Source organism: Flavobacterium sp. DSP2-3-1 (assembly GCF_049896865.1).
Taxonomy (GTDB): Bacteria; Bacteroidota; Bacteroidia; order Flavobacteriales; family Flavobacteriaceae; genus Flavobacterium.
Window position 1 is genome coordinate 74,495 of the sequence record NZ_JAFCVD010000004.1, and the last position, 21,358, is coordinate 95,852.

General features: G+C 34.5%; 22 protein-coding genes. 17 read left to right on the forward strand and 5 right to left on the reverse strand.

What is annotated here, in order from left to right; all coding sequences use genetic code 11:
• The first annotated feature begins 51 nt into the window (after positions 1-51).
• Genes ACP7AT_RS05870 through ACP7AT_RS05895 form a run of 6 tightly spaced genes read left to right on the forward strand, consistent with a single transcriptional unit; the run spans position 52 to position 4,787 of the window.
• Positions 52-744 carry a tetratricopeptide repeat protein gene (locus tag ACP7AT_RS05870; protein ID WP_426063422.1) on the forward strand — a complete coding sequence of 231 codons (693 nt, stop codon included), beginning with the start codon at positions 52-54 and terminating at the stop codon, positions 742-744.
• A gap of 49 nt (positions 745-793) precedes the next feature.
• Positions 794-2,149 carry a UDP-N-acetylmuramate--L-alanine ligase gene (locus tag ACP7AT_RS05875; protein WP_426063423.1) on the forward strand — a complete coding sequence of 452 codons (1,356 nt, stop codon included), beginning with the start codon at positions 794-796 and terminating at the stop codon, positions 2,147-2,149.
• An 8-nt stretch (positions 2,150-2,157) separates the two neighbouring features.
• Positions 2,158-2,616 (forward strand): GNAT family N-acetyltransferase, encoded by a 459-nt coding sequence (locus ACP7AT_RS05880; protein WP_426063424.1) that lies wholly within the window; start codon positions 2,158-2,160, stop codon positions 2,614-2,616.
• Positions 2,617-2,628: 12 nt separating this feature from the next.
• Complete coding sequence (radC, locus tag ACP7AT_RS05885; RefSeq protein WP_426063425.1) at positions 2,629-3,324, forward strand: RadC family protein; 696 nt, start codon at positions 2,629-2,631, stop codon at positions 3,322-3,324.
• A gap of 9 nt (positions 3,325-3,333) precedes the next feature.
• Positions 3,334-4,023, forward strand: coding sequence for a YjjG family noncanonical pyrimidine nucleotidase (locus ACP7AT_RS05890; RefSeq protein ID WP_426063426.1), 690 nt, complete (start codon positions 3,334-3,336; stop codon positions 4,021-4,023).
• A gap of 2 nt (positions 4,024-4,025) precedes the next feature.
• Positions 4,026-4,787, forward strand: coding sequence for a hypothetical protein (locus ACP7AT_RS05895; RefSeq protein WP_426063427.1), 762 nt, complete (start codon positions 4,026-4,028; stop codon positions 4,785-4,787).
• 74 nt (positions 4,788-4,861) lie between these two features.
• On the opposite strand, the gene ACP7AT_RS05900 is transcribed toward ACP7AT_RS05895, so the two are convergent.
• Positions 4,862-6,139, reverse strand: coding sequence for a replication-associated recombination protein A (locus ACP7AT_RS05900; protein ID WP_426063428.1), 1,278 nt, complete (start codon positions 6,137-6,139; stop codon positions 4,862-4,864).
• A gap of 251 nt (positions 6,140-6,390) precedes the next feature.
• On the opposite strand from ACP7AT_RS05900, the gene ACP7AT_RS05905 reads away from it, so the two are divergent.
• On the forward strand, positions 6,391-7,161 hold the full coding sequence (locus ACP7AT_RS05905; protein WP_426063429.1) for a rhomboid family intramembrane serine protease: 771 nt from the start codon (positions 6,391-6,393) through the stop codon (positions 7,159-7,161).
• A 54-nt stretch (positions 7,162-7,215) separates the two neighbouring features.
• Here ACP7AT_RS05905 and rlmB read toward each other — a convergent pair whose 3' ends face one another.
• From rlmB to ACP7AT_RS05925, 4 genes are all read right to left on the reverse strand, one after another.
• Positions 7,216-7,950, reverse strand: a complete 735-nt coding sequence (gene rlmB, locus ACP7AT_RS05910) for a 23S rRNA (guanosine(2251)-2'-O)-methyltransferase RlmB (RefSeq protein WP_035668140.1) — start codon at positions 7,948-7,950, stop codon at positions 7,216-7,218.
• A gap of 144 nt (positions 7,951-8,094) precedes the next feature.
• Positions 8,095-9,639 (reverse strand): SusD/RagB family nutrient-binding outer membrane lipoprotein, encoded by a 1,545-nt coding sequence (locus ACP7AT_RS05915; RefSeq protein ID WP_426063430.1) that lies wholly within the window; start codon positions 9,637-9,639, stop codon positions 8,095-8,097.
• Positions 9,640-9,648: 9 nt separating this feature from the next.
• Positions 9,649-12,744 carry a SusC/RagA family TonB-linked outer membrane protein gene (locus ACP7AT_RS05920; RefSeq protein ID WP_426063431.1) on the reverse strand — a complete coding sequence of 1,032 codons (3,096 nt, stop codon included), beginning with the start codon at positions 12,742-12,744 and terminating at the stop codon, positions 9,649-9,651.
• Between the two features lie 83 nt (positions 12,745-12,827).
• A complete protein-coding gene (locus ACP7AT_RS05925) occupies positions 12,828-14,525 on the reverse strand; it encodes a hypothetical protein (protein WP_426063432.1) in 1,698 nt (565 codons plus the stop codon).
• A 181-nt stretch (positions 14,526-14,706) separates the two neighbouring features.
• On the opposite strand from ACP7AT_RS05925, the gene rpsL reads away from it, so the two are divergent.
• From rpsL to rplV, 10 genes are all read left to right on the forward strand, one after another.
• Entirely contained in the window at positions 14,707-15,090 is a 384-nt protein-coding gene (rpsL, locus tag ACP7AT_RS05930) for a 30S ribosomal protein S12 (RefSeq protein ID WP_007136570.1), read from the forward strand.
• A gap of 72 nt (positions 15,091-15,162) precedes the next feature.
• The gene (rpsG, locus tag ACP7AT_RS05935; protein ID WP_035668130.1) at positions 15,163-15,639 is read left to right on the forward strand and encodes a 30S ribosomal protein S7; all 477 of its coding nucleotides are present in this window, start codon (positions 15,163-15,165) and stop codon (positions 15,637-15,639) included.
• 10 nt (positions 15,640-15,649) lie between these two features.
• Positions 15,650-17,806 (forward strand): elongation factor G, encoded by a 2,157-nt coding sequence (gene fusA / locus ACP7AT_RS05940; RefSeq protein ID WP_091203670.1) that lies wholly within the window; start codon positions 15,650-15,652, stop codon positions 17,804-17,806.
• Between the two features lie 11 nt (positions 17,807-17,817).
• The gene (rpsJ, locus tag ACP7AT_RS05945; RefSeq protein WP_011963470.1) at positions 17,818-18,123 is read left to right on the forward strand and encodes a 30S ribosomal protein S10; all 306 of its coding nucleotides are present in this window, start codon (positions 17,818-17,820) and stop codon (positions 18,121-18,123) included.
• A 155-nt stretch (positions 18,124-18,278) separates the two neighbouring features.
• Entirely contained in the window at positions 18,279-18,896 is a 618-nt protein-coding gene (gene rplC / locus ACP7AT_RS05950) for a 50S ribosomal protein L3 (protein ID WP_091203669.1), read from the forward strand.
• Positions 18,896-19,525 carry a 50S ribosomal protein L4 gene (gene rplD, locus ACP7AT_RS05955; RefSeq protein ID WP_426063434.1) on the forward strand — a complete coding sequence of 210 codons (630 nt, stop codon included), beginning with the start codon at positions 18,896-18,898 and terminating at the stop codon, positions 19,523-19,525. The genes rplC and rplD overlap by 1 nt, the downstream gene beginning before the upstream one ends.
• Positions 19,526-19,531: 6 nt before the next feature.
• Complete coding sequence (gene rplW / locus ACP7AT_RS05960; protein WP_073018945.1) at positions 19,532-19,822, forward strand: 50S ribosomal protein L23; 291 nt, start codon at positions 19,532-19,534, stop codon at positions 19,820-19,822.
• Positions 19,823-19,828: 6 nt separating this feature from the next.
• Positions 19,829-20,653: a 50S ribosomal protein L2 gene (rplB, locus tag ACP7AT_RS05965; protein ID WP_059114053.1), complete on the forward strand. Its 825-nt coding sequence runs from the start codon at positions 19,829-19,831 to the stop codon at positions 20,651-20,653.
• A gap of 6 nt (positions 20,654-20,659) precedes the next feature.
• On the forward strand, positions 20,660-20,938 hold the full coding sequence (rpsS, locus tag ACP7AT_RS05970; RefSeq protein WP_007136562.1) for a 30S ribosomal protein S19: 279 nt from the start codon (positions 20,660-20,662) through the stop codon (positions 20,936-20,938).
• Positions 20,939-20,944: 6 nt separating this feature from the next.
• A complete protein-coding gene (gene rplV / locus ACP7AT_RS05975; RefSeq protein ID WP_091203668.1) occupies positions 20,945-21,355 on the forward strand; it encodes a 50S ribosomal protein L22 in 411 nt (136 codons plus the stop codon).
• Positions 21,356-21,358 lie beyond the last annotated feature (3 nt).

The following is a 21,358-nucleotide window of genomic DNA, read 5'->3' on the forward strand; positions in this document are numbered from 1 at the left end:
ATTTTTACTTAAAATCAAATCTAACGTATCATATTTCCCTATTTTTGAAGAATGAAACATATTATTTATTTATTTGTATTCCTACCGGTTATGATGTGGTCTCAATCTGATTTCGATAAAGCAGAAAAGCTATTCAAAGCACAAAAATTTGATCTGGCGCAGTTAGTTTTTGAATCTATTTTAAAGACCAATCCATCAGATTTGAAGACTATTGAATATCTGGGAGATATTGCCGGACATCGTAAATCTTGGGATAAAGCTATTGGGTATTACAAAAAACTCAAGCAGCTGAAACCTTCCGAGGCCGATTATCATTTTAAATATGGAGGAGTTTTAGGCATGAAAGCCAAAGATTCAAACAAGTTTAAGGCGCTTGGAATGATTGATGAAGTGAAAGCTTCCTTTGAAAAAGCCATCATTCTGAATCCAAAACACATTGAATCGCGTTGGGCACTGATAGAGTTATATATTCAATTACCGGGAATAGTTGGCGGAAGCGAATCTAAAGCTATAAAATATTCCAACGAATTATTGCAATTATCACCCGTTGACGGATATTTGTCAAGAGGCCATATTGAGGAATATTTTAAAAGATACAATGTTGCAGAACAACAATATAAGAAAGCAATTCTTGTAGGAGGTTCAAAAACAAGTTATCAAAAGTTAGCTAATTTGTATAAAAATAAAATGCGAGATTCTGAAAAAGCAAAAGCAATATTGGAAACCTACAATAAAAAAAATTAGGACTGATCTTAATTTATCTTGAACTCAACAACCATAAACCAAAATTAGAATGCGTACACATTTTATAGCTATCGGAGGAAGCGCTATGCACAATCTGGCTTTAGCATTACACAACAAAGGATATCAAGTTACCGGAAGTGACGATGCAATTTTTGAACCATCAAAATCTAGATTAGACAAAAAAGGAATTTTACCACCAGTATTAGGTTGGTTTCCTGAAAAAATAACTGTAGATATCGAAGCTGTAATTCTTGGAATGCATGCCAAAGCAGATAATCCTGAATTATTAAAAGCGCAAGAATTAGGACTGAAAATATATTCGTACCCGGAATTCCTTTATGAACAATCCAAGAATAAAACACGAGTTGTTATCGGTGGTTCTCATGGAAAAACCACGATAACTTCAATGATTTTACATGTAATGCATTACCATAACATTGCAGTGGATTATATGGTTGGCGCGCAACTGGAAGGTTTCGATACGATGGTGCATCTTACGGAGGAAAATGATTTTATCGTTTTAGAAGGAGATGAATATTTGTCTTCGCCAATTGATCGCAGACCTAAATTTCATTTGTATCAGCCTAATATTGCATTAATTTCTGGAATTGCGTGGGATCATATTAATGTTTTTCCAACGTATGAGAATTATGTAGAACAGTTTGAAATTTTCATTGGTAAAATTACTAATGGTGGGATTCTCGTTTATAATGAAGATGATAGTGAAGTAAAACGAGTTTGCGACGCTGCAACAAATCCAATCCGAAAATTAGCGTATCACACTCCAAAATATAGCGTTAGCGATGGTGTGACACTTCTAGAAACTCCGGAAGGCGATATGCCTATTGAGGTTTTTGGAGCGCATAATCTTAATAATTTGGCTGGAGCCAAATGGATTTGCCAAAATATGGGCGTTGATGAAGCTGATTTTTATGAAGCGATTGCCAGTTTTAAAGGCGCTTCAAAACGATTGGAAAAAATAGCCGAAAGCAAAACGAAAGTAGCCTATAAAGATTTTGCACATTCACCAAGCAAAGTGGCTGCAACTACAAAAGCGGTAAAAGAGCAATATCCAAACCGGACTTTAGTGGCTTGTTTAGAATTGCATACGTACAGCAGTTTAAATGCGGAATTTCTGAAAGAATATGAAGGGGCATTGGAATATGCTGATAAAGCAGTAGTTTTCTATTCGCCGGATGCGGTAAAAATTAAACAGCTTGAAGAAGTTACATACGACCAAATTGCAAATGCTTTCAATAGAAAAGATTTAATTATTTATACGAATCCGAAAGATTTCAAAGACTATTTATTCAACTTGAATCTTGAAAATACGGCTTTGCTGTTGATGAGTTCCGGTAATTATGGGGGATTAAACTTTGATGAAGTAAAGGAATTGATAAAGTAAGTAGTGATATGAGTGATGCTATTATAATTTGTAAAACTACAAGTGAAAATCCGGATTTCATAAATCTCATATCAGCATTAGATAAAAGTTTGTGGGAACGTTATCCGGAATTGAAAGCAGATTATTGGGGAAATAATATTTTGGAATTAAATCCAAATGTCGTTATTATTTATTTGGATAACAAAGCGGTGGCTTGTGGTTGTTTTAAAAAATACAATAAAAATACAATTGAAATAAAACGAATGTTTGTTTCGCCTGAAGCCAGAGGAATGGGTCTAGCGCAAAATATTTTACGTGAATTAGAGCTTTGGGCACATGACTTAGGATATTTATTTTCTGTTTTGGAAACTTTATTCAAACAAAAGGAAGCTATTGCTTTGTATCAAAAAACGGGATATACAATAGTTGATAATTACGAGCCTTACGTGGGTTTAGACAATAGTATTTGCATGGAGAAACAAATTTAAACAACAAGATGAATGGCTGAAAATTCCTTTTTTCCTATTACCAATTGGTCCGAAGATGATAAGCCGCGAGAAAAACTGATGCTCAAAGGCAAAAGTGTTTTGAGCGATGCCGAATTGATTGCCATTTTGATTGGTTCAGGAAGCAGAAACGAGTCAGCGGTTGATTTAAGCAAACGGATTTTGGCAAGTGTAGATAATAATTTAAATGCATTAGGGAAATTATCTTTGTCGCAGCTCATGCAATTTAGAGGAATAGGGGAGGCGAAAGCAATTTCTATCATTGCAGCTTTAGAATTAGGAAGACGCCGAAGAGGGGAGGATGCAGTGGAATTGAAGAAAATCACTTCGAGTAAAATCATATTCGAAATTATGCAGCCTATTATTGGCGAATTGCCGCATGAAGAATTTTGGATTATATATATGAATAATTCAAATAAGGTTATTTCGAAATCGCAGTTGAGTAAAGGCGGAATCACAGGGACATTGGTTGATGTTCGCATCGTTTTTAAAACGGCGCTCGAAATGGGAGCTACAGCATTGATTTTGTGTCACAATCATCCTTCAGGTACTTTGATTCCCAGTGATGCTGACAAACAGATTACAAGGAAATTAAAATTGGCAGGCGATAGTTTAGAAATAAAAGTATTGGATCATCTCATTGTGACTGAAACTAGTTATTACAGTTTTGTAGACGAAGGAATATTTTAAAAATATAAAATGAAACAAACACATATAAAAGACGTTTTTTTTGATTTAGATCATACGCTTTGGGACTTTGATAAAAATTCAGAGTTGACATTCCAAACTATTTTCAATAGAAATCATCCTACAATAGAAACAAAAGAATTTATTGAAAAGTATGTACCGATAAACCAAGAATGTTGGAAGTTGTATCAATATGATAAAATTACCCATGAACAATTGCGGTACAATCGACTCAAACATTCTTTTGATGCTATGAATTATTCGATTTCCGATGAAGAAATTGATTCAATAGCAAATGATTATATCCGGTTTTTGCCAGAGAATAATCATCTTTTTGATGGAACAATCGAACTTTTAGACTATTTGAAACCGAAATATAATTTGCATATTATAACCAATGGTTTTGCCGATGTTCAATTTAAAAAATTAAATAATTCGAAAATCGGTTCCTATTTTCAGACGATTACTAATTCTGAAATGGCAGGAGTAAAAAAACCAAATCCTATTATTTTCGATTACGCTATAGATTTGGCTAAAGCCCAAAAAGAACATAGTATTATGATCGGCGACAGCTTAGATGCGGATGTTCAAGGAGCGTTAGATGCGGGTTTAGACGCTATTTATTTCAATGAAGGGTGTATGACTGTTGAAGATCATATCAAACAAATTAATCATTTATTAGAACTTAAAAAATATTTATAAATATGAAAAAGCAATTTTTATTAGTAGTACTACTCGTTTTTAGTTATACTTATTCTCAATCTGTAAACGATTATAAAGCTTTTATTGTTCCCGTTAAATATGATTTTTTAAAAGGAGAAAATCAATATCGTTTGAATACACTAACTAAATTTAATTTGAATAAAGCCGGTTTTAATTCGTTTTACAACAATGAAACTATTCCGGTAGAATTTAATGACAGATGTGGTTTGCTATATGTTGATGTTGTTAAAGAGAATAGTTTTTTGACAACTAAACTCTACATAACCATGAAGGATTGTAATGACAAAATTATATTTCAATCCGCCGTTGGTAAAAGTAAAGAAAAAGAGTACCAAGTTGCCTACACCGAAGCGTTGAATGAAGCATTTCAGTCCATTAACAACTTGCAGTACAAGTACAGTGGTCAAAAGATTGCGAAAACTGAATCTGGTAGTGAACTAGAAGTAAGTAAGACTGTTTCTAATCCTGTAGCTAAAATTGAAAAACCAGTTTTGAATACACCTAAGATTATAAGCAAAGAAGACGCTACTTTACTTTACGCACAACCCACAGCTAATGGATATCAGTTAATTGATAGTACGCCAAAAGTGATTATGAAAGTTTTTCATACTTCAAATAAATACTGTTACATTGCTGTGAAAGATGACATTCAGGGAGTTTTAATACTAAAAAATAATGAATGGGTTTTCGAATATTATCAAAACGACCAGCTGTGGTCTGAAACAGTAGCGGTTAAGTTTTAGATAAAAACTTTGTATTTACTAAAATAGATAAGAAAACGTATTTAGCAATAAATGCATTTTTTTATGGTTTGATTTTAATAACCGTATTTGTTTTTCCATCGGTTTTTTAAGAACTCTCGTGTAATGTTTTCTCTTGAGTTATTTCCAGGAATATATATGGGATTATTGGATAAGGCTTCTGGTAGGAATTCTTGTTCTGCGAAATTATTGATATAATCATGAGCATATTTATATTCTTCACCATAACCCAATTCTTTCATCAACTTAGTAGGAGCATTGCGTAAGTGAATAGGTACCGGTAGATCTCCGGTTTGTTTTACAAGCTGTTGCGCAGTTCCAATTGCCAGGTACGACGCATTACTTTTTGGGGATGTCGCGAGATAAACTGCACATTGACTCAAAATAATTCTACTTTCTGGATATCCAATTGTAGCTACAGCCTGAAAAGTATTATTAGCCATAACAAAAGCTGTTGGATTGGCATTGCCGATATCTTCACTGCTTAGAATTAGCATTCTTCGTGCTATAAACTTGACATCTTCACCACCTTCAATCATTCTCGCGAGCCAATAAACTGCTCCATTAGGATCACTTCCTCTAATGGATTTTATAAAAGCAGAAACAATGTCATAATGTTGTTCACCGGTTTTGTCATATAAAACGGTATTTTGTTGTACCAAAGAGAAAACCAAATCATTAGTGATATTAATTTCGTCTTCATTTGAAGCATTTACAACAAGTTCAAAAATATTTAATAGTTTACGTCCATCACCGCCGGAAAGTCTCAATAAAGCCTCGGTTTCACTTAAAACAATATTTTTTGTAGATAAATAAGTATCTGTTTTCATCGCACGTTCCAATAAGGATTCTAAATCATGTTTGGTAAATGCATTCAAAACGTACACTTGACAACGAGATAGCAATGCAGGAATTACTTCAAAACTCGGGTTTTCAGTAGTGGCGCCGATAAGGGTAATCCACCCTTTTTCTACTGCAGCCAATAGGGAATCTTGTTGCGATTTACTAAAACGATGAATTTCATCAATGAATAAAATAGGATTTCTAGCAGTAAATAAACCACCACTTTGCTTCGCTTTTTCAATCACCTCGCGAATGTCTTTAACACCCGAATTGATCGCGCTCAAAATGTAAAATGGTCGTTTTGATTCCTGTGCAATTATTTGTGCTAAAGTAGTTTTTCCAGTTCCCGGTGGTCCCCAAAAAATTAATGAAGGGATAATCCCTTTCGCAATTTGTTGTGTCAATGAGCCATTTGGTCCAACCAAATGGGATTGACTGATGTAGTCTTCTAATTTTTGTGGTCGTATACGTTCCGCAAGTGGTGCTTCCATAATGTAAAATTACAGTTTTTTTAATTTGAAACAGTTTGCGTTTGTGAAAGTTTTTTTTAGGAGCTATTTCCAGCTTTGCACTTTATTTTTTATATCTTGTTGAAAAAACAAAATATAAAAGGATGCCGTTTCTATCTGGGCTAGGCTGTTGTTAAAAAATGCATTTTCAGTTTAAATATGACAAAATAGCATTAAATTATTTTTGGACAAGTATTTGAAACAGGAGTAGAGTATATAATTGCTAGTTACTTATGGACAAACATTTTAAATTCACGAATTTAGTCATTGGACTGCCTCTTTTTTTTGTGCTTGTATTGTGGTTTGTCTTTTGGCTCGAAATCAGATTTGATTTTGACTTTGTCCAAAATGGAATTTACCCTCGAACATTTTCAGGTTTGCAAGGAATTATTTTTAGTCCGTTCATTCATGCGGACATGAAACATTTGTACAATAATTCTATTCCGTTACTAATACTTTTAGCTTCCTTACAATTTTTTTATGCAAAACAATCACTTCAGGTCATTGGGTACGGAATTATTTTGTCCGGCTTTATTACTTGGATGATCGGCAGAAATAATTATCATATTGGTGCAAGCGGACTAATATATGTACTTTTCAGTTTTGTTTTTTTTAAAGGAATCCAGACTAGGTATAGTCGTCTTGTAGCATTGTCACTTGCTGTTATTGTGGTATATGGCGGATTGGTTTGGTATATTTTTCCAACACCAACTGTCGATGGTGAAAATTCTATTTCTTGGGAAGGACATTTGGGAGGGTTACTGACAGGATTGCTTCTTTCAATTATTTATAAAACTCCTGAGTATAAAAAAATCATTAAGTATGATTGGGAACATGTAAATTTTGATCCTTCAGAAGATAAATTTATGCAACGTTTTGATGCTAATGGAAATTTTGTTAATTTACCAAAAGTTGAAGTTGAAGAACAACAACAGGAATTGTTAACGTATTATACTTCCGTTTTTCAGGTAAATTATGAAGTTGTTACAAATGAGAAAAAATGAATCATAACTGAAGTTATAATTCATTTTTTAGAAGAAGATGTTATAATAAAAATTCTAAGATCGTTGTCGTACCGCTTCATATAAAAAAGCACCACAGGCTACAGAAACGTTTAATGAACCAATCGTTCCAAACATTGGAAGTTTAGCCTTCTCGTCAACAATTTTTAAAACCGATGGGTTTACACCACGATCCTCTGAGCCCATAATGATAGCTACAGGTTCATTCAAAGAAATGTCATAAATGTTTTGATCCGTTTTCTCAGTCGCCGCAACAGTCTTTATACCACTAGCCTGCAATAAGAAGATAGCGTCTTTGATGTGTTCTACTTTACAAATGGGAATATTAAAAACTGCACCCGCAGATGTTTTTACCGTATCGCCATTCACTGGGGCTGAACCCGCTTTTTGAACGATGATTCCATTCACTCCCGTACATTCTGCCGTTCTAATGATAGCACCAAAATTACGGGCATCCGATATTTGATCCAAAATCAAAAACAAAGGTTTTTTTCCGTTTTCAATTACTGATTCGATCAAAGATTCCAAATCAAAAAAAGAAATAGGAGAGATAGTAGCTACAGCACCTTGATGATTGTTAGGGGTCAATCTGTTTAGTTTTTCAACAGGAACATAGGAAAAGTTGATGTTTCCGCGCTTCATCACCTTCATTAAGTCTTTCATTAGTTCGCTACTTGCTTCCTTTTGAATATAAACTTTGTCTACCGTTGCGCCTGCTTGTATTGCTTCAATTATTGCTCTAATCCCAAATATTTGATGTTCTTTTTCCATGATGCAAATATATATAAAAAATTTATCGTAGTAAATGACAACGTTTTTTTAATTTTTGAAAATATAATTTATTTAGTTTCCTGTTAACGACAAAAAAAGGCTGTCTTTTCAGACAGCCTTAAAAAAAATCTAAACGTATTTTAACTACGGTACATACCAGAAGGGACCTTGTGTTGTAATTTGAGCAGATGTCAAAATTGGCACGTTTCCTGAGTTAGCATTGTACTCTGATAAAGGATATATAAGTCTTTTTGGTCTAGATGGTTGCAAGTTGAAACCATTTATAGACCCAGGAATTACAGGGAAACCTGTACGTGTGTAGTTGATATAGTTTTCAACACCATGAATACCGCTTAAGGCGATCCATTTTTGTGTTAAGATCACTTGAATTTTATTTGTACTTGCAGTCCAACCAAAATTAGGTTTTGTGTCAATTTCAGTCAAATAAGTTCCTATCGTTGCTCCTAAATAAGTGAAAGAAGCTTGAACCCCTTCATTAAACAATGTTTGCGCTGTACCTGTTAAAAAACCTCTTTGAACAGCTTCAGCTTGAAGGAATTTGCTTTCAGATAATAACATCAGTGCTCCTGCTTTTGATGAACCAGCTGCAGTTCTCGCTGCTGTATTTGCTCCTACATAGTTTGTCAATCCTAATCCAAATCTTGATGTTGGATTTGAAGTGTTATTTTGTCCAGGAACTGGTTTTTGTCCTTGATCTGTTCCTACTACTTTTCCTCCTACAAGAGTCCATAGTCTAGATCTTCTCGCATCAATAACTCCTGCTGTTGGTCCACCTGTTTCGCCATTTAATACATCGGCGAAATGTTTTGAAGAAGTAAATAAAGTATTTGTTGTATTTGTTGTTGATCCTGCAGCATCTCTAACAAAAGAACCAAAAAATGGACTTTGTTTGTCATTGTTCGCAGAAGAATACCCTGGATTAATTAAAACGTCACTAGTTATAAAATTGTTTAAAGCTCTCAAATCTGCGTATTTTGTGTTTAAATAAGTTACCGTAGTTGCATCGGTAAGCTTGCTTTGTCTTAACAAAATTCTTAATTCGATTGTATTCGCTAATTGTAACCACCTGCTCATATTTCCGCTAAAGACAACGTCTGTAGCCACTCCTTCTGCAGTTGCAGATGGATTTTGGATTAGCGCACGAGCTTCTTCTAATTCTTTAATTAATTCTTTGTAAATTATAGCATCATCAGTGTACGCTGGTGTAAGGTTTTGTTGTCCTTTGAAAGCTTCGAAATAAGGCACATCGCCATATAAATCGACAATATATTGCATGTAATGCGCTTTCATAATTTTAGAGATAGCAATGAAGTTTCCCTGATTTGGTAAGTCAGTTTCTATAATCTTTTGAAAGTTGTTTACACTTCGGTACAAACCATCCCATACTGCAGCGTAAGTATTGTTGTCAAAGTTATATGAATACTCAACTTGTAAAGGATTAGTAAATTGATAAATATTACCTCCCCATGCGTTTGTCATGATGCTACCTAATCTATTCATGTTGATAGCTTGGGTTCTGAATGCTTGTGATTGAGCACCTGGTAGTATAAGTCTAGGAGGAAGAGATTCTTCCAGTGGACTATTTACGTTAGTATTATCAGCTAAGTAGTCACTACAAGATGTTAGAGATACCGCTGCTACCGCTAGTATTAAAAATATTTTTTTCATGTCTTCTAATTAAAAAGTTAAATTCATGCTTCCGCCAAAAGTTCTTGTATTTGGATATTGTCCAGTACCAGAAAATCCTTGCCCATTTCCATTATTTGCTGTACTGTCAGAAGCTTCTGGATCTGTATAGCCTCTATTGCTCTTAGCTAATACAGTGAATGGATTTCTGGCATTAATACCGAATCGTAACGATGTTAATCCAAATTTCTCTATAACTACTGTAGGTAAAGAGTAGCTTAAAGCAAGTTCTCTTACTTTAAATGCTGTAGCATCAATTACATTGTGTTCTCCAGTTCTACTTAAAGTTCCATAATAATCGATAATACCATTAGGTCCATGTCCAGCTGATGAAAAAACAGAAGTATTTGGAGCATAAATTCCTGATCCAGGTGCTGTTTCTACTACTGAATTTGGTAAAATGAAACCAACTTCTCTATCAAAATCAGCTGATTCTACTAAACGTCCAGGCCATGTCAAATCGTATTTAGTTCCGGAAATTATTTGGTGACCAGTTCTATAATCCATTACAGCTGACAATGTAAACCCTTTGTATGAGAAAGAGTTCGATAGCCCTAAAATATAATCTGGGGTTGCTTTACCTAAAATAGAGTTTGAAGAAGATCTTGTAGGAAGACCAAATTGATTTACGATTATGCTGCCATTACCGTCTCTTAAAAAAGTAGTACCTTTAATTAAAGGAAATTCTTCACCCACTTGAGCAAAAATTCCTGTTCCGGTTGCTGCGTTAGAGAAAAGGTTGATTTCATTTGCTCCAGCAGCAAGTGAATTTATAACAGATTTGTTGGTTGAATAGCTAGCTCTTAAATTCCAAGTGAAATCTTCGGTTTTAATCGGAATTAATCCTAAATCGATTTCAAGCCCTTTGGTAGTCATATCACCGATGTTTGATTGTGATGTTGCTAATCCAGAAGCTGATGAAGCTGTAGCCGCTGTAATTAAATCTTTTGTGTCAGATATGTAAGCAGACCCATCGATTGTAATCCTGTTATTGAAAAGCCCAATATTTAAATTAACCTCTTTTGTAGTTACAAATTCTGGTTTAATATTTTTATCAGTAGGTCTTTGATTGACTATGTAAGAACCCAATTGACCATAAGGAAATCCTGTAGGAAATACCCCAATTTCAGATGTAGCATACGGTTGGATTGATGATGAGTTACCTACTTTTACAATGTTTGCAGATAGTTTTAAGTAACTTAAAGTTTCGCTTTTTAATCCTTCAAATGCTAATGTTGGTATGAAAGATATACCAGCACTTGGGTAGAAAAAATTATTATTTTCTTTTGATAGTACTGAAGTCCAATCGTTTCTTCCTGTTAAATTTAAGAATAAATAATTTTTATATCCTAAATCAATGTTTGCTAATACAGACGCACGATTAGATTTCAAAGATCTGTTGTCTAATGTTGATGGATTGGCAGGGCTCAAAACATTGTTGATATGGTACCATCCAGGAATGTCAAGATTTTGTCCTCCCTGAGAAGTGATTCGATAATTACGATCTTGCATGTTGCTACCAATGTTCGCTTTCAAGCTTAAATCATCTGTTAAATCGTAGTCAAAATTTATTAAAAAATCACCATAGTAAGTTCTTAGAGATGACTGATTTGAAAAGTATTCAGAAGTTTGGTTTCTGTTTGCCCCAGCACCGGCTAATGCAGCTGTTTCTCTATATTCATTGATATGTGACTGCTCAGCTCTATTGGTAAATTGTAAATTACCAGTGTAAGTGATATTTATGTTTTTGTTTATATCGTATTTTAATGCAGCGATAGTGTTTATAAAAGTCCTAGTTGCATCATTACGGTTATTATCTATAGTCCAATAAGGATTTTTAAAGTATATGGTATAGTTACCTTCATTTCCTGAATTTTTGAATAAATTCAAATCAACATTTCCTGCTGTTTGAATCAAGTCATCAAGTAAATCATTGGAAGTTTCAGTAGATTTTTGATACGTATAATTTACGTTACCATCGATGCTAAATTTTCCAATTTTTTTTCCTGCTTTAAATAAAAAGCTATTTCTTTCTAGCGCATCTCCGTTAACAACGAACTCTGTTTTTACCTTGTTAGCAGATAAAAGAGCATATGAATCTTCGCTTCCTGCGTTGATAGAAAAACCGTTTTGATAGGTAGTTCCAGTTTGGTAAAAAGCTTTTACATTATCTTTAATAAAAGAGTATGGTTGTTGAAATTCTAGACCATCTGCTTGAGGTAATCCAGTAGGTCTTAATTCGCCGTCATAAAGAAGTCCCCATGACCCATTTTCTTCAGGATAATGAACACCATCCCATCCTTGACCATATTTTTGCTGCGTGTCTGGTAAGAATGAAATTGTTTCAAAATCAATTGCAGAATTTACATTTACAGTGATTTTTCCTTTTTCTTTTCCTTTGACTGTCGTAACGATTATTACACCATTTACTCCTTGTTCTCCATAAAGTGCCGCTCCTTGCATACCTTTTATAACATTTACACTTTCGATTAACTCTGGAGGTAAAAGTTGTAAAGCTGCCGATGTAGAAATTGCATTGTCTATTACAACGAGAGCCTCGTTATTTCCTGTAATAGATCTTGAGCCCCTAAGAACAATTCTATTAGTACCGTTTACACCACTGGAGCTTTTGTTGATTTGAAGTCCGGATACTTTACCTACTAATGACTGAACTACGTTCGGATTAGCTGCTTGAGTAAGTTCTTTACTTGCTACTACTTGTGTTGATGATGTTAAAGCGTTTTTGTTTCTTTTAATACCCAGCGCTCCTACTACTACACCTTCCAATTCAATCGAATCATCTTTTAAAGTAAGGTTTAAATTAGATGAACTAGCTAATATTTCTTGGGTTTTCATCCCAATATAGCTGAATACCAAGACTTGGCTTGGAGTTGCTCTGATAGAAAATTTTCCATCAAAATCAGTTTGTGTTCCAGTTTGTGTCCCTTTCACTAATACACTCACACCTGGTAAAGGTAGTCCTGCATTATCAGAAACAACACCTGAAACAGCTCTTTCTTGCGCAAACGAAATTTGCGCCATAAGTACTATCAGTAGTACTAAGAATCCATTAAACTTTAGTTTCATTTTTAATTATTTTGAATTAGTTCTGCAATTTCTTAATAATTTGTTAACTTTCCTAATATATGAATCTCTAATTTACGCACTGATTAAAATTTAACATTATAACTGATATGTACAATTGTGTTATATATTTCAAATTTTTGATTTTTGGCATGGCCATTTGCTATGGCTAATTTGAAAAATCCGTTTTTGGTGTGTAGTCCCATTCCTAGACCAATTCCAAGTAAGGTGTCTTTTATGTCGGTGTTTTTGTCTTCGTAATAAGCGTAGTCTAAGATGGTGTGTATATAAAAATCGGGCGATAGTGTATAGCGGTATTCTGTAAGAATAGAAGTTATTAAATAAGCCTGTAAACTATTTTCTGTGAATCCTCTTATGCTGTTAAATCCCCCGAAACGAAAAAGTTCATTTACAACATAGGTATTGCTTTGTAGAAAGTAATTTTGACTATTAATATTTATCGCGTTCTTTTTATTTAAGTTAAAATTATGTGAAGCTTGAACGCTTAAAAAAAACTGATTGCTTTTTGTGTTATTTTCTAATTGATTTTTGATTTCGCGCTTTCCGGTTCCGGCAGTTAGCAAAACAAAAGTTTTTATCGGAAAAGTAAAATTAGCTAAGTCAAGTTTTGTGTAATTAAAACTGGATGTTAAAAATGAATTGCTAAAATCGCTTACTGATGTGTCTATTGAGTTTTGAATGTCGCTCGATTCTGTGGTTTGGTAACCCAAATATAAACGGGTGTTGTAATTTGGGAAGTAGCTTAAATCAATTGCGCTTTTTGTGTTTTGAAAAGTGCTGTCTTGTCTGAATAAGTGAATTTGGGCTTTTAATCCTATTGGGCTTTTGAGTAAATACGGAAGTTCAATGCTTGCGTTAAATGTTTTTTGATCATTTCCGTCGCTTTTCCAGTAAACAGCTAATTGTTCTCCGGAACCTAAAATATTTTCAAGTTTTACATCTAAGTATCCATTTAGAATTAATTTTTTGTTTTCGTTATTTGAAAATCCAATAAAGCCATCAAAAGTATTTGAATTCTTTTTCTCAAGATATACATAAACTTTTGTTGTGTCTTTCGTAAATAAAATCTCTGGATATTTCACTTGGCTAATAAATCCAAATTTCTCAAAATCATTATAAATTTTGTCTACTATTTTTTGATTAAAAATACTATTTCGATATTTTCGGTTTATTTGCGCTAAATGTCCATTGGGAAATTTATTGGATCGGTTGTTTTCTGCGTAATTTACTATGATGGAGTTTAGTGTTCTTTTCTTGTCTAATTCCATTTTTAAATCGGCATAAATTTTAGTGTCGACTCTTCTTATGTTTGTTAGTTTCAGTTTTACTAATGCGAATCCGTTTTGCTCTAATTTCTCAACAGTTTGCTTTAAAAAAGAATTAATTTCTGTGTAGGGTAATTTTACAGTGTCGTTTACTTTACTTGGTTCAGTTAAGTTTTCGAGAATTAAATTTGTACCTATATATATATGTATTGTTTTTATTTTTTTTCCAAGTGTAAAATTGGCTATATAAACTGAGTCCTTCGTTTTATTAAATTCAACGGTACTATTATCTATATAGCCTATTTCGGATAATTTTTCTGAAAGTTTGATTATCTCTTCGCGCACTGACTTAGTATTCTGGTGAGCTGTATTGTATTTTAAGGAGTCTATAGTTTTTGTTTCTAATGAGTTGCTTCCGGATATTAACAATCGGAAATTTTGTGCCGAACAATTGAGGCAAAAATTTAGAAAGAAGAATAAAATAATTATAAATTTCAAGTGAATATGTGTTTTTAATAAAAGTAATGTAAATATCTAATGTTTGTGATAAAAATCAAATGATAAAATAATCTTATTGAAAATTAATAGATTAACGTTTGTAGAGTAAAAAATATTTTCTACATTTGCAACCCCGTAAAAAGCGGGAATTTAATATAATAAGAAATTTTTAGTATTAATTATGCCAACAATTCAACAATTAGTAAGAACAGGAAGAACTCAGATAACTAAGAAGAGTAAATCGGTTGCTTTAGATTCTTGTCCTCAAAGAAGAGGGGTTTGTACGCGTGTTTACACTACAACACCAAAAAAACCAAACTCTGCAATGCGTAAAGTAGCGCGTGTACGTTTGACAAATGGTAATGAAGTAAATGCTTACATCCCTGGTGAGGGACACAATTTACAAGAGCACTCGATAGTATTAGTTAGGGGTGGAAGGGTAAAAGATTTACCAGGAGTTAGATACCACATCGTTCGTGGTGCGCTTGATACGTCAGGAGTAGCAGGAAGAACGCAAAGAAGATCTAAGTACGGAGCAAAACGCCCAAAAGAAGCAAAAAAGTAATTTAAAAAGTTATTACATAAGGATGTGATTAGTCGCATTCTTACAAGTATGACCTTTTATTAAAAAAAAGACATGAGAAAAAGAGCGGCAAAGAAAAGACCACTTTTACCAGATCCAAGGTTTAATGACCAACTGGTAACACGTTTTGTGAACAACTTAATGTGGGATGGAAAAAAATCGACAGCGTTTAAAGTATTTTATGATGCAATTGACATCATTGAGTCTAAAAAACAAGATGCAGAGAAACCATCATTAGAAATTTGGAAAGATGCGTTAACCAATGTTATGCCTCACGTAGAAGTACGTAGTCGTAGAGTAGGTGGAGCTACATTTCAGATTCCAATGCAGATTCGCCCAGATAGAAAAATTTCTATGGCCATGAAATGGTTAATTCTTTACTCTAGAAGAAGAAACGAAAAATCGATGGCTCAAAGGTTAGCTTCAGAATGTTTAGCTGCGGCTAAAGAAGAAGGAGCAGCTGTTAAGAAAAGGATGGATACTCACAAAATGGCAGAAGCTAACAAAGCATTCTCTCACTTTAGATTTTAATTCTTAAGAAATGGCTAGAGATCTTAAATATACAAGAAACATAGGAATTGCTGCTCACATTGATGCTGGTAAAACAACGACAACGGAGCGTATATTATTCTATACAGGAAAATCACACAAAATTGGTGAAGTACACGATGGTGCTGCAACAATGGACTGGATGGCACAAGAGCAAGAGAGAGGTATTACAATTACTTCTGCTGCAACAACTTGTGAATGGAACTTTCCAACTACACAAGGTAAAGTTTTGCCTGAAACATTACCTTATCACTTTAATATTATTGATACACCGGGACACGTTGACTTTACAGTTGAAGTAAACCGTTCGTTGCGTGTACTTGATGGTTTGGTTTTTTTATTTAGTGCTGTTGATGGTGTTGAGCCGCAATCGGAAACTAACTGGAGACTAGCGGATCAATACAGAGTACCACGTATTGGATTCGTTAATAAAATGGATAGACAAGGTTCTAACTTCTTGATGGTTTGTCAACAAGTAAGAGATATGTTGAAATCAAATGCAGTTGCAATCACCTTGCCAATTGGCGAAGAGAATGATTTCAAAGGTGTTGTTGATTTAGTAAGAAACCAAGCTATAGTTTGGGATGAAGAAGGTATGGGAGCAACTTACGAGATTGTGCCTATTCCAGAAGATATGCTTGAAGAAGTGAAAGAATACAGATCGATTCTTATCGAAGCAGTAGCTGATTATGATGAGACTTTGCTTGAAAAATTCATGGAAGATGAAAACTCTATCACAGAGGAAGAAATCAACATTGCTTTAAGAGCAGCTGTAATGGATATGGCTATCATTCCGATGATTGCTGGTTCTTCTTTCAAAAACAAAGGAGTTCAATTCATGTTAGATGCAGTATGTAAATATTTGCCGTCTCCAATGGATAAAGATGGTATTGAAGGAATTCATCCTGATGACGCTGATTTATTAGAAGAAGATCAAACTAAAATATTGCGTAAGCCAGATGTTAAAGAGCCGTTCGCTGCTTTAGCTTTTAAAATTGCTACTGACCCATTCGTAGGTCGTTTAGCTTTCTTCCGTGCTTATTCAGGACGTTTAGATGCTGGTTCTTATGTCTTGAATACCCGTTCAGGAAACAAAGAAAGAATTTCTCGTATCTATCAAATGCATGCTAACAAGCAAAACCCAATTGATTATATTGAAGCGGGTGATATTGGAGCGGCAGTTGGATTTAAAGATATTAAAACTGGAGATACATTGTGTGATGAAAAGAACCCAATTATCTTAGAAAGTATGAAATTCCCTGCACCGGTAATTGGTATTGCAATTGAGCCTAAAACTAAAGCGGACGTAGATAAAATGGGTATGGCTTTGGCTAAATTAGCCGAAGAGGATCCTACATTTACTGTTAGAACAGATGAAGCTTCAGGGCAAACTATTATCTCGGGTATGGGTGAGCTTCACTTGGATATCTTAGTTGATAGAATGAGACGTGAATTCAAAGTGGAAGTAAACCAAGGTGAGCCTCAAGTTGAATATAAAGAAGCATTTACAAAGTCTGCTCAACACAGAGAAACTTACAAGAAACAATCTGGTGGTCGTGGTAAATTCGGTGATATCGTATTTAGATTAGAGCCAGCTGATGAAGTTGATGGTAAAGCTCCTGTGGGATTGCAGTTCGTTAATGCCGTCAAAGGTGGTAACGTTCCCAAAGAATATATTCCATCTGTAGAAAAAGGTTTCAGAGAAGCTATGAAAACAGGTCCTTTAGCAGGATACCAAGTTGATAGTTTGAAAGTAACTTTATTAGACGGATCTTTCCACCCGGTGGATTCTGATGCACTTTCTTTTGAGCTTGCAGCAAGAATGGGGTATAGAGAGGTAGCTAAGGCAGCGGGTGCTGTTATATTAGAGCCAATCATGAAAATGGAAGTGATTACACCAGAAGAAAACATGGGAGATATCGTAGGTGATATCAACCGTCGTAGAGGTCAGGTGAATGATATGGGTGATAGAGCTGGTGCAAAAACCATAAAAGCAGATGTGCCATTATCTGAAATGTTTGGATACGTTACTACGTTAAGAACACTTTCATCAGGTAGAGCAACATCTACTATGGAATTTTCACACTACTCTGAAACGCCTTCTAATATTTCGGAAGCAGTTATCAAAAAAGCAAAAGGAAACGCATAATCTTTAAGAAAATGAGTCAAAAAATCAGAATAAAATTAAAATCTTACGATCACATGTTGGTAGACAAGTCTGCTGAGAAGATTGTAAAAACGGTAAAAAGTACCGGTGCAGTTGTTACAGGACCAATTCCATTGCCAACGCACAAAAAACTTTTTACAGTGCTACGTTCTCCACACGTTAACAAAAAAGCGAGAGAGCAATTTGAAGTAATGTCATACAAGAGATTAATTGACATTTATTCATCTTCATCAAAAACTATTGATGCTTTGATGAAACTTGAATTGCCTAGCGGTGTTGAAGTAGAGATCAAAGTTTAAATAGCTTACTAGTAAGAAAAGAACGCTGTTTTTAAGCGAAAAATATTTTTTTGGTTTGTGTGTAAATAAGTTATACATTTGCACCCACTAAAAAAATAAGATTCGGTTAAAAGCTGCGTTCTATATTTATATTTAATAATTAATAATTAATATTTATGTCTGGGTTAATTGGTAGAAAAATCGGCATGACTAGCATCTTCGACGAGAACGGGAAGAACATTCCTTGTACTGTAATCGAAGCTGGTCCATGTGTTGTTACCCAAGTCAGAACCAAAGGTGTTGACGGGTACGAAGCGTTGCAACTTGGTTTCGATGACAAAAACGAGAAACATTCCACGAAAGCGGCTTTAGGTCACTTTAAAAAAGCGGGAACTGTAGCTAAGAAAAAAGTCGTTGAATTCCAAGATTTCGCAACTGAGCAAAAATTAGGAGATCTTATTGATGTTTCTATTTTTTCTGAAGGAGAATTTGTAGATGTACAAGGTGTATCTAAAGGTAAAGGTTTTCAAGGGGTTGTAAAACGTCACGGTTTTGGTGGTGTTGGTCAAGCAACTCACGGTCAACACAACCGTTTAAGAGCGCCAGGTTCTGTAGGAGCTTCTTCTTATCCATCTAGAGTATTCAAAGGAATGCGTATGGCTGGAAGAATGGGAGGAGACAATGTAAAAGTTCAAAACCTTAGAGTTTTAAAAGTAGTAGCTGAAAAGAACCTACTTGTTATAAAAGGATGTATTCCTGGTCATAACAACTCTTATGTAATCATTCAGAAGTAATGGAAGCAAAAGTATTAGATTTCAACGGAAAAGATACTGGAAGAAAAGTGCAACTTTCTGATTCAGTATTTGGTATAGAACCAAACAATCACGCAGTATATCTTGATGTTAAGCAATATCTTGCTAATCAAAGACAAGGAACGCACAAAGCAAAAGAAAGAGCTGAAGTTGCGGGAAGTACGCGTAAGATTAAAAAACAAAAAGGAACTGGTACTGCTCGTGCGGGTAGTGCAAAGAATCCATTGTTTAAAGGTGGTGGAACAGTTTTTGGACCAAGACCAAGAAGTTATTCATTTAAATTGAATAAAAGCTTGAAACGTTTGGCTAGAAAATCTGCTTTCTCAATTAAAGCAAAAGAATCAAACATTATCGTTCTTGAAGACTTTAATTTTGAAACACCAAACACTAAAAATTTCATTAATGTTTTGAAGGCTTTAGAGTTAGAAAATAAAAAATCCCTGTTTGTGTTGGGTGATGTGAATAAAAATGTATATTTGTCGTCACGCAATTTAAAAGGCTCTAATGTAGTAAGTAGCTTAGAATTAAGTACTTACGCTATATTAAACGCTAATAATTTAGTGCTTTTAGAGAGTTCTTTGGAGATAATTGAAGAAAATTTAAGTAAATAATAGGATATGAGCATCATAATTAAGCCTATAGTAACGGAAAAAGTAACCAAAGAAAGTGAAGTTTTAAACCGCTTCGGATTCGTTGTTGACAAAAAAGCAAATAAAGTGCAAATTAAGAAGGCTATTGAAGCTGCTTATGGAGTAACTATTTTGAGTGTTAACACGATGAACGTAAGACCGGACAGAACTACAAAATACACTAAAAGTGGTTTAATCAGTGGAAAGACAAATGCTATTAAAAAAGCAATTGTTCAAGTACAAGAAGGACAAACAATTGATTTTTACAACAATATCTAAGATAAAATGTCAGTAAGAAAATTAAAACCTATTACCCCAGGTCAGCGATTTAGAGTTGTGAATGGTTATGACGCCATTACAACTGATAAGCCGGAACGCTCTTTGATAGCGCCGATAAAAAACTCTGGTGGTAGAAATAGTCAAGGAAAGATGACCATGCGTTATACGGGTGGTGGTCACAAGCAGAGATATCGTATTATTGATTTTAAACGTACAAAAGAAGGAATTCCGGCTACAGTGAAATCAATTGAATATGATCCAAATCGTACTGCTTTTATCGCTCTGTTAGCATATGCTGATGGAGAGAAAACGTATGTTATTGCTCAAAACGGATTGAAAGTAGGTCAGAAACTTGTTTCTGGTCCAGAATCTCAACCTGAAATTGGTAATACTTTACCTTTAAGCAGAATTCCATTAGGAACTGTTATTTCTTGTATCGAATTGAGACCAGGACAAGGGGCTGTAATCGCTCGTTCTGCTGGAACATTTGCTCAGTTAATGGCAAGAGATGGAAAATATGCTACAATTAAAATGCCTTCTGGGGAGACAAGATTGATCTTGTTGACTTGTTCGGCTACAATTGGAGCAGTTTCTAATTCAGACCATCAATTAGTTGTATCTGGTAAAGCTGGTAGAACAAGATGGTTAGGAAGAAGACCTAGAACAAGACCTGTTGCAATGAACCCTGTCGATCACCCAATGGGTGGTGGTGAAGGACGTTCTTCTGGTGGACATCCACGTTCAAGAAATGGAATACCAGCAAAAGGTTATAGAACTCGTTCTAAGAAAAACCCGAGTAACAAGTATATCGTAGAACGTAGAAAGAAATAATAAGATATGGCACGTTCATTAAAAAAAGGACCTTTCGTTCATTATAAGTTAGACAAGAAAGTTCAGGAAAACATCGCTGGTGGAAATAAAGGAGTTGTAAAGACTTGGTCTAGAGCTTCAATGATTACTCCAGACTTCGTTGGACAAACAATTGCAGTTCATAACGGTCGTCAATTTGTACCAGTTTACGTAACAGAAAACATGGTAGGTCACAAATTAGGAGAATTTTCACCAACTAGATCTTTTAGAGGTCATGCTGGAGCAAAAAATAAAGGTAAAAAATAAGAAGCAATGGGAGTTCGTAAAAGAGAAACAGCAGATGCAAGAAAAGAGGCTAACAAGTCATTGGCTTTTGCAAAGTTAAATAACTGCCCTACTTCACCTAGAAAAATGCGCTTAGTAGCAGATCTAGTAAGAGGTCAGAAGGTAGAAAGAGCACTTAACATCTTAAGATTTAGTTCTAAAGAAGCTTCAAGAAAATTAGAAAAATTGGTTTTATCTGTAATTGCCAACTGGCAAGCAAAAAACCCTGATGCTAATATGGAAGAAGCTGGTTTATTTGTTAAAACGATTACAGTTGATGGTGGTATGATGTTGAAAAGACTTCGTCCAGCTCCACAAGGTCGTGCTCACAGAATCAGAAAACGTTCTAATCACGTAACAATCGTGCTTGGATCTATTAATAACACACAAGCAATTTAATAC

What these genes read in the sequence shown, in the direction of transcription:
- rplB (WP_059114053.1), top strand. Translation starts at nt 19,829, where the DNA reads ATGTCAGTAAGAAAATTAAAACCTATTACCCCAGGTCAGCGATTTAGA.
- radC (WP_426063425.1), top strand. Translation starts at nt 2,629, where the DNA reads ATGGCTGAAAATTCCTTTTTTCCTATTACCAATTGGTCCGAAGATGAT.
- rplD (WP_426063434.1), top strand. Translation starts at nt 18,896, where the DNA reads ATGGAAGCAAAAGTATTAGATTTCAACGGAAAAGATACTGGAAGAAAA.
- rplW (WP_073018945.1), top strand. Translation starts at nt 19,532, where the DNA reads ATGAGCATCATAATTAAGCCTATAGTAACGGAAAAAGTAACCAAAGAA.
- ACP7AT_RS05895 (WP_426063427.1), top strand. Translation starts at nt 4,026, where the DNA reads ATGAAAAAGCAATTTTTATTAGTAGTACTACTCGTTTTTAGTTATACT.
- rpsG (WP_035668130.1), top strand. Translation starts at nt 15,163, where the DNA reads ATGAGAAAAAGAGCGGCAAAGAAAAGACCACTTTTACCAGATCCAAGG.
- ACP7AT_RS05880 (WP_426063424.1), top strand. Translation starts at nt 2,158, where the DNA reads ATGAGTGATGCTATTATAATTTGTAAAACTACAAGTGAAAATCCGGAT.
- fusA (WP_091203670.1), top strand. Translation starts at nt 15,650, where the DNA reads ATGGCTAGAGATCTTAAATATACAAGAAACATAGGAATTGCTGCTCAC.
- rplV (WP_091203668.1), top strand. Translation starts at nt 20,945, where the DNA reads ATGGGAGTTCGTAAAAGAGAAACAGCAGATGCAAGAAAAGAGGCTAAC.
- ACP7AT_RS05915 (WP_426063430.1), bottom strand. Translation starts at nt 9,639, where the DNA reads ATGAAAAAAATATTTTTAATACTAGCGGTAGCAGCGGTATCTCTAACA.
- rplC (WP_091203669.1), top strand. Translation starts at nt 18,279, where the DNA reads ATGTCTGGGTTAATTGGTAGAAAAATCGGCATGACTAGCATCTTCGAC.
- ACP7AT_RS05875 (WP_426063423.1), top strand. Translation starts at nt 794, where the DNA reads ATGCGTACACATTTTATAGCTATCGGAGGAAGCGCTATGCACAATCTG.
- rpsJ (WP_011963470.1), top strand. Translation starts at nt 17,818, where the DNA reads ATGAGTCAAAAAATCAGAATAAAATTAAAATCTTACGATCACATGTTG.
- rpsS (WP_007136562.1), top strand. Translation starts at nt 20,660, where the DNA reads ATGGCACGTTCATTAAAAAAAGGACCTTTCGTTCATTATAAGTTAGAC.
- ACP7AT_RS05905 (WP_426063429.1), top strand. Translation starts at nt 6,391, where the DNA reads ATGGACAAACATTTTAAATTCACGAATTTAGTCATTGGACTGCCTCTT.
- ACP7AT_RS05900 (WP_426063428.1), bottom strand. Translation starts at nt 6,139, where the DNA reads ATGGAAGCACCACTTGCGGAACGTATACGACCACAAAAATTAGAAGAC.
- rpsL (WP_007136570.1), top strand. Translation starts at nt 14,707, where the DNA reads ATGCCAACAATTCAACAATTAGTAAGAACAGGAAGAACTCAGATAACT.
- ACP7AT_RS05890 (WP_426063426.1), top strand. Translation starts at nt 3,334, where the DNA reads ATGAAACAAACACATATAAAAGACGTTTTTTTTGATTTAGATCATACG.
- ACP7AT_RS05870 (WP_426063422.1), top strand. Translation starts at nt 52, where the DNA reads ATGAAACATATTATTTATTTATTTGTATTCCTACCGGTTATGATGTGG.
- rlmB (WP_035668140.1), bottom strand. Translation starts at nt 7,950, where the DNA reads ATGGAAAAAGAACATCAAATATTTGGGATTAGAGCAATAATTGAAGCA.
- ACP7AT_RS05920 (WP_426063431.1), bottom strand. Translation starts at nt 12,744, where the DNA reads ATGAAACTAAAGTTTAATGGATTCTTAGTACTACTGATAGTACTTATG.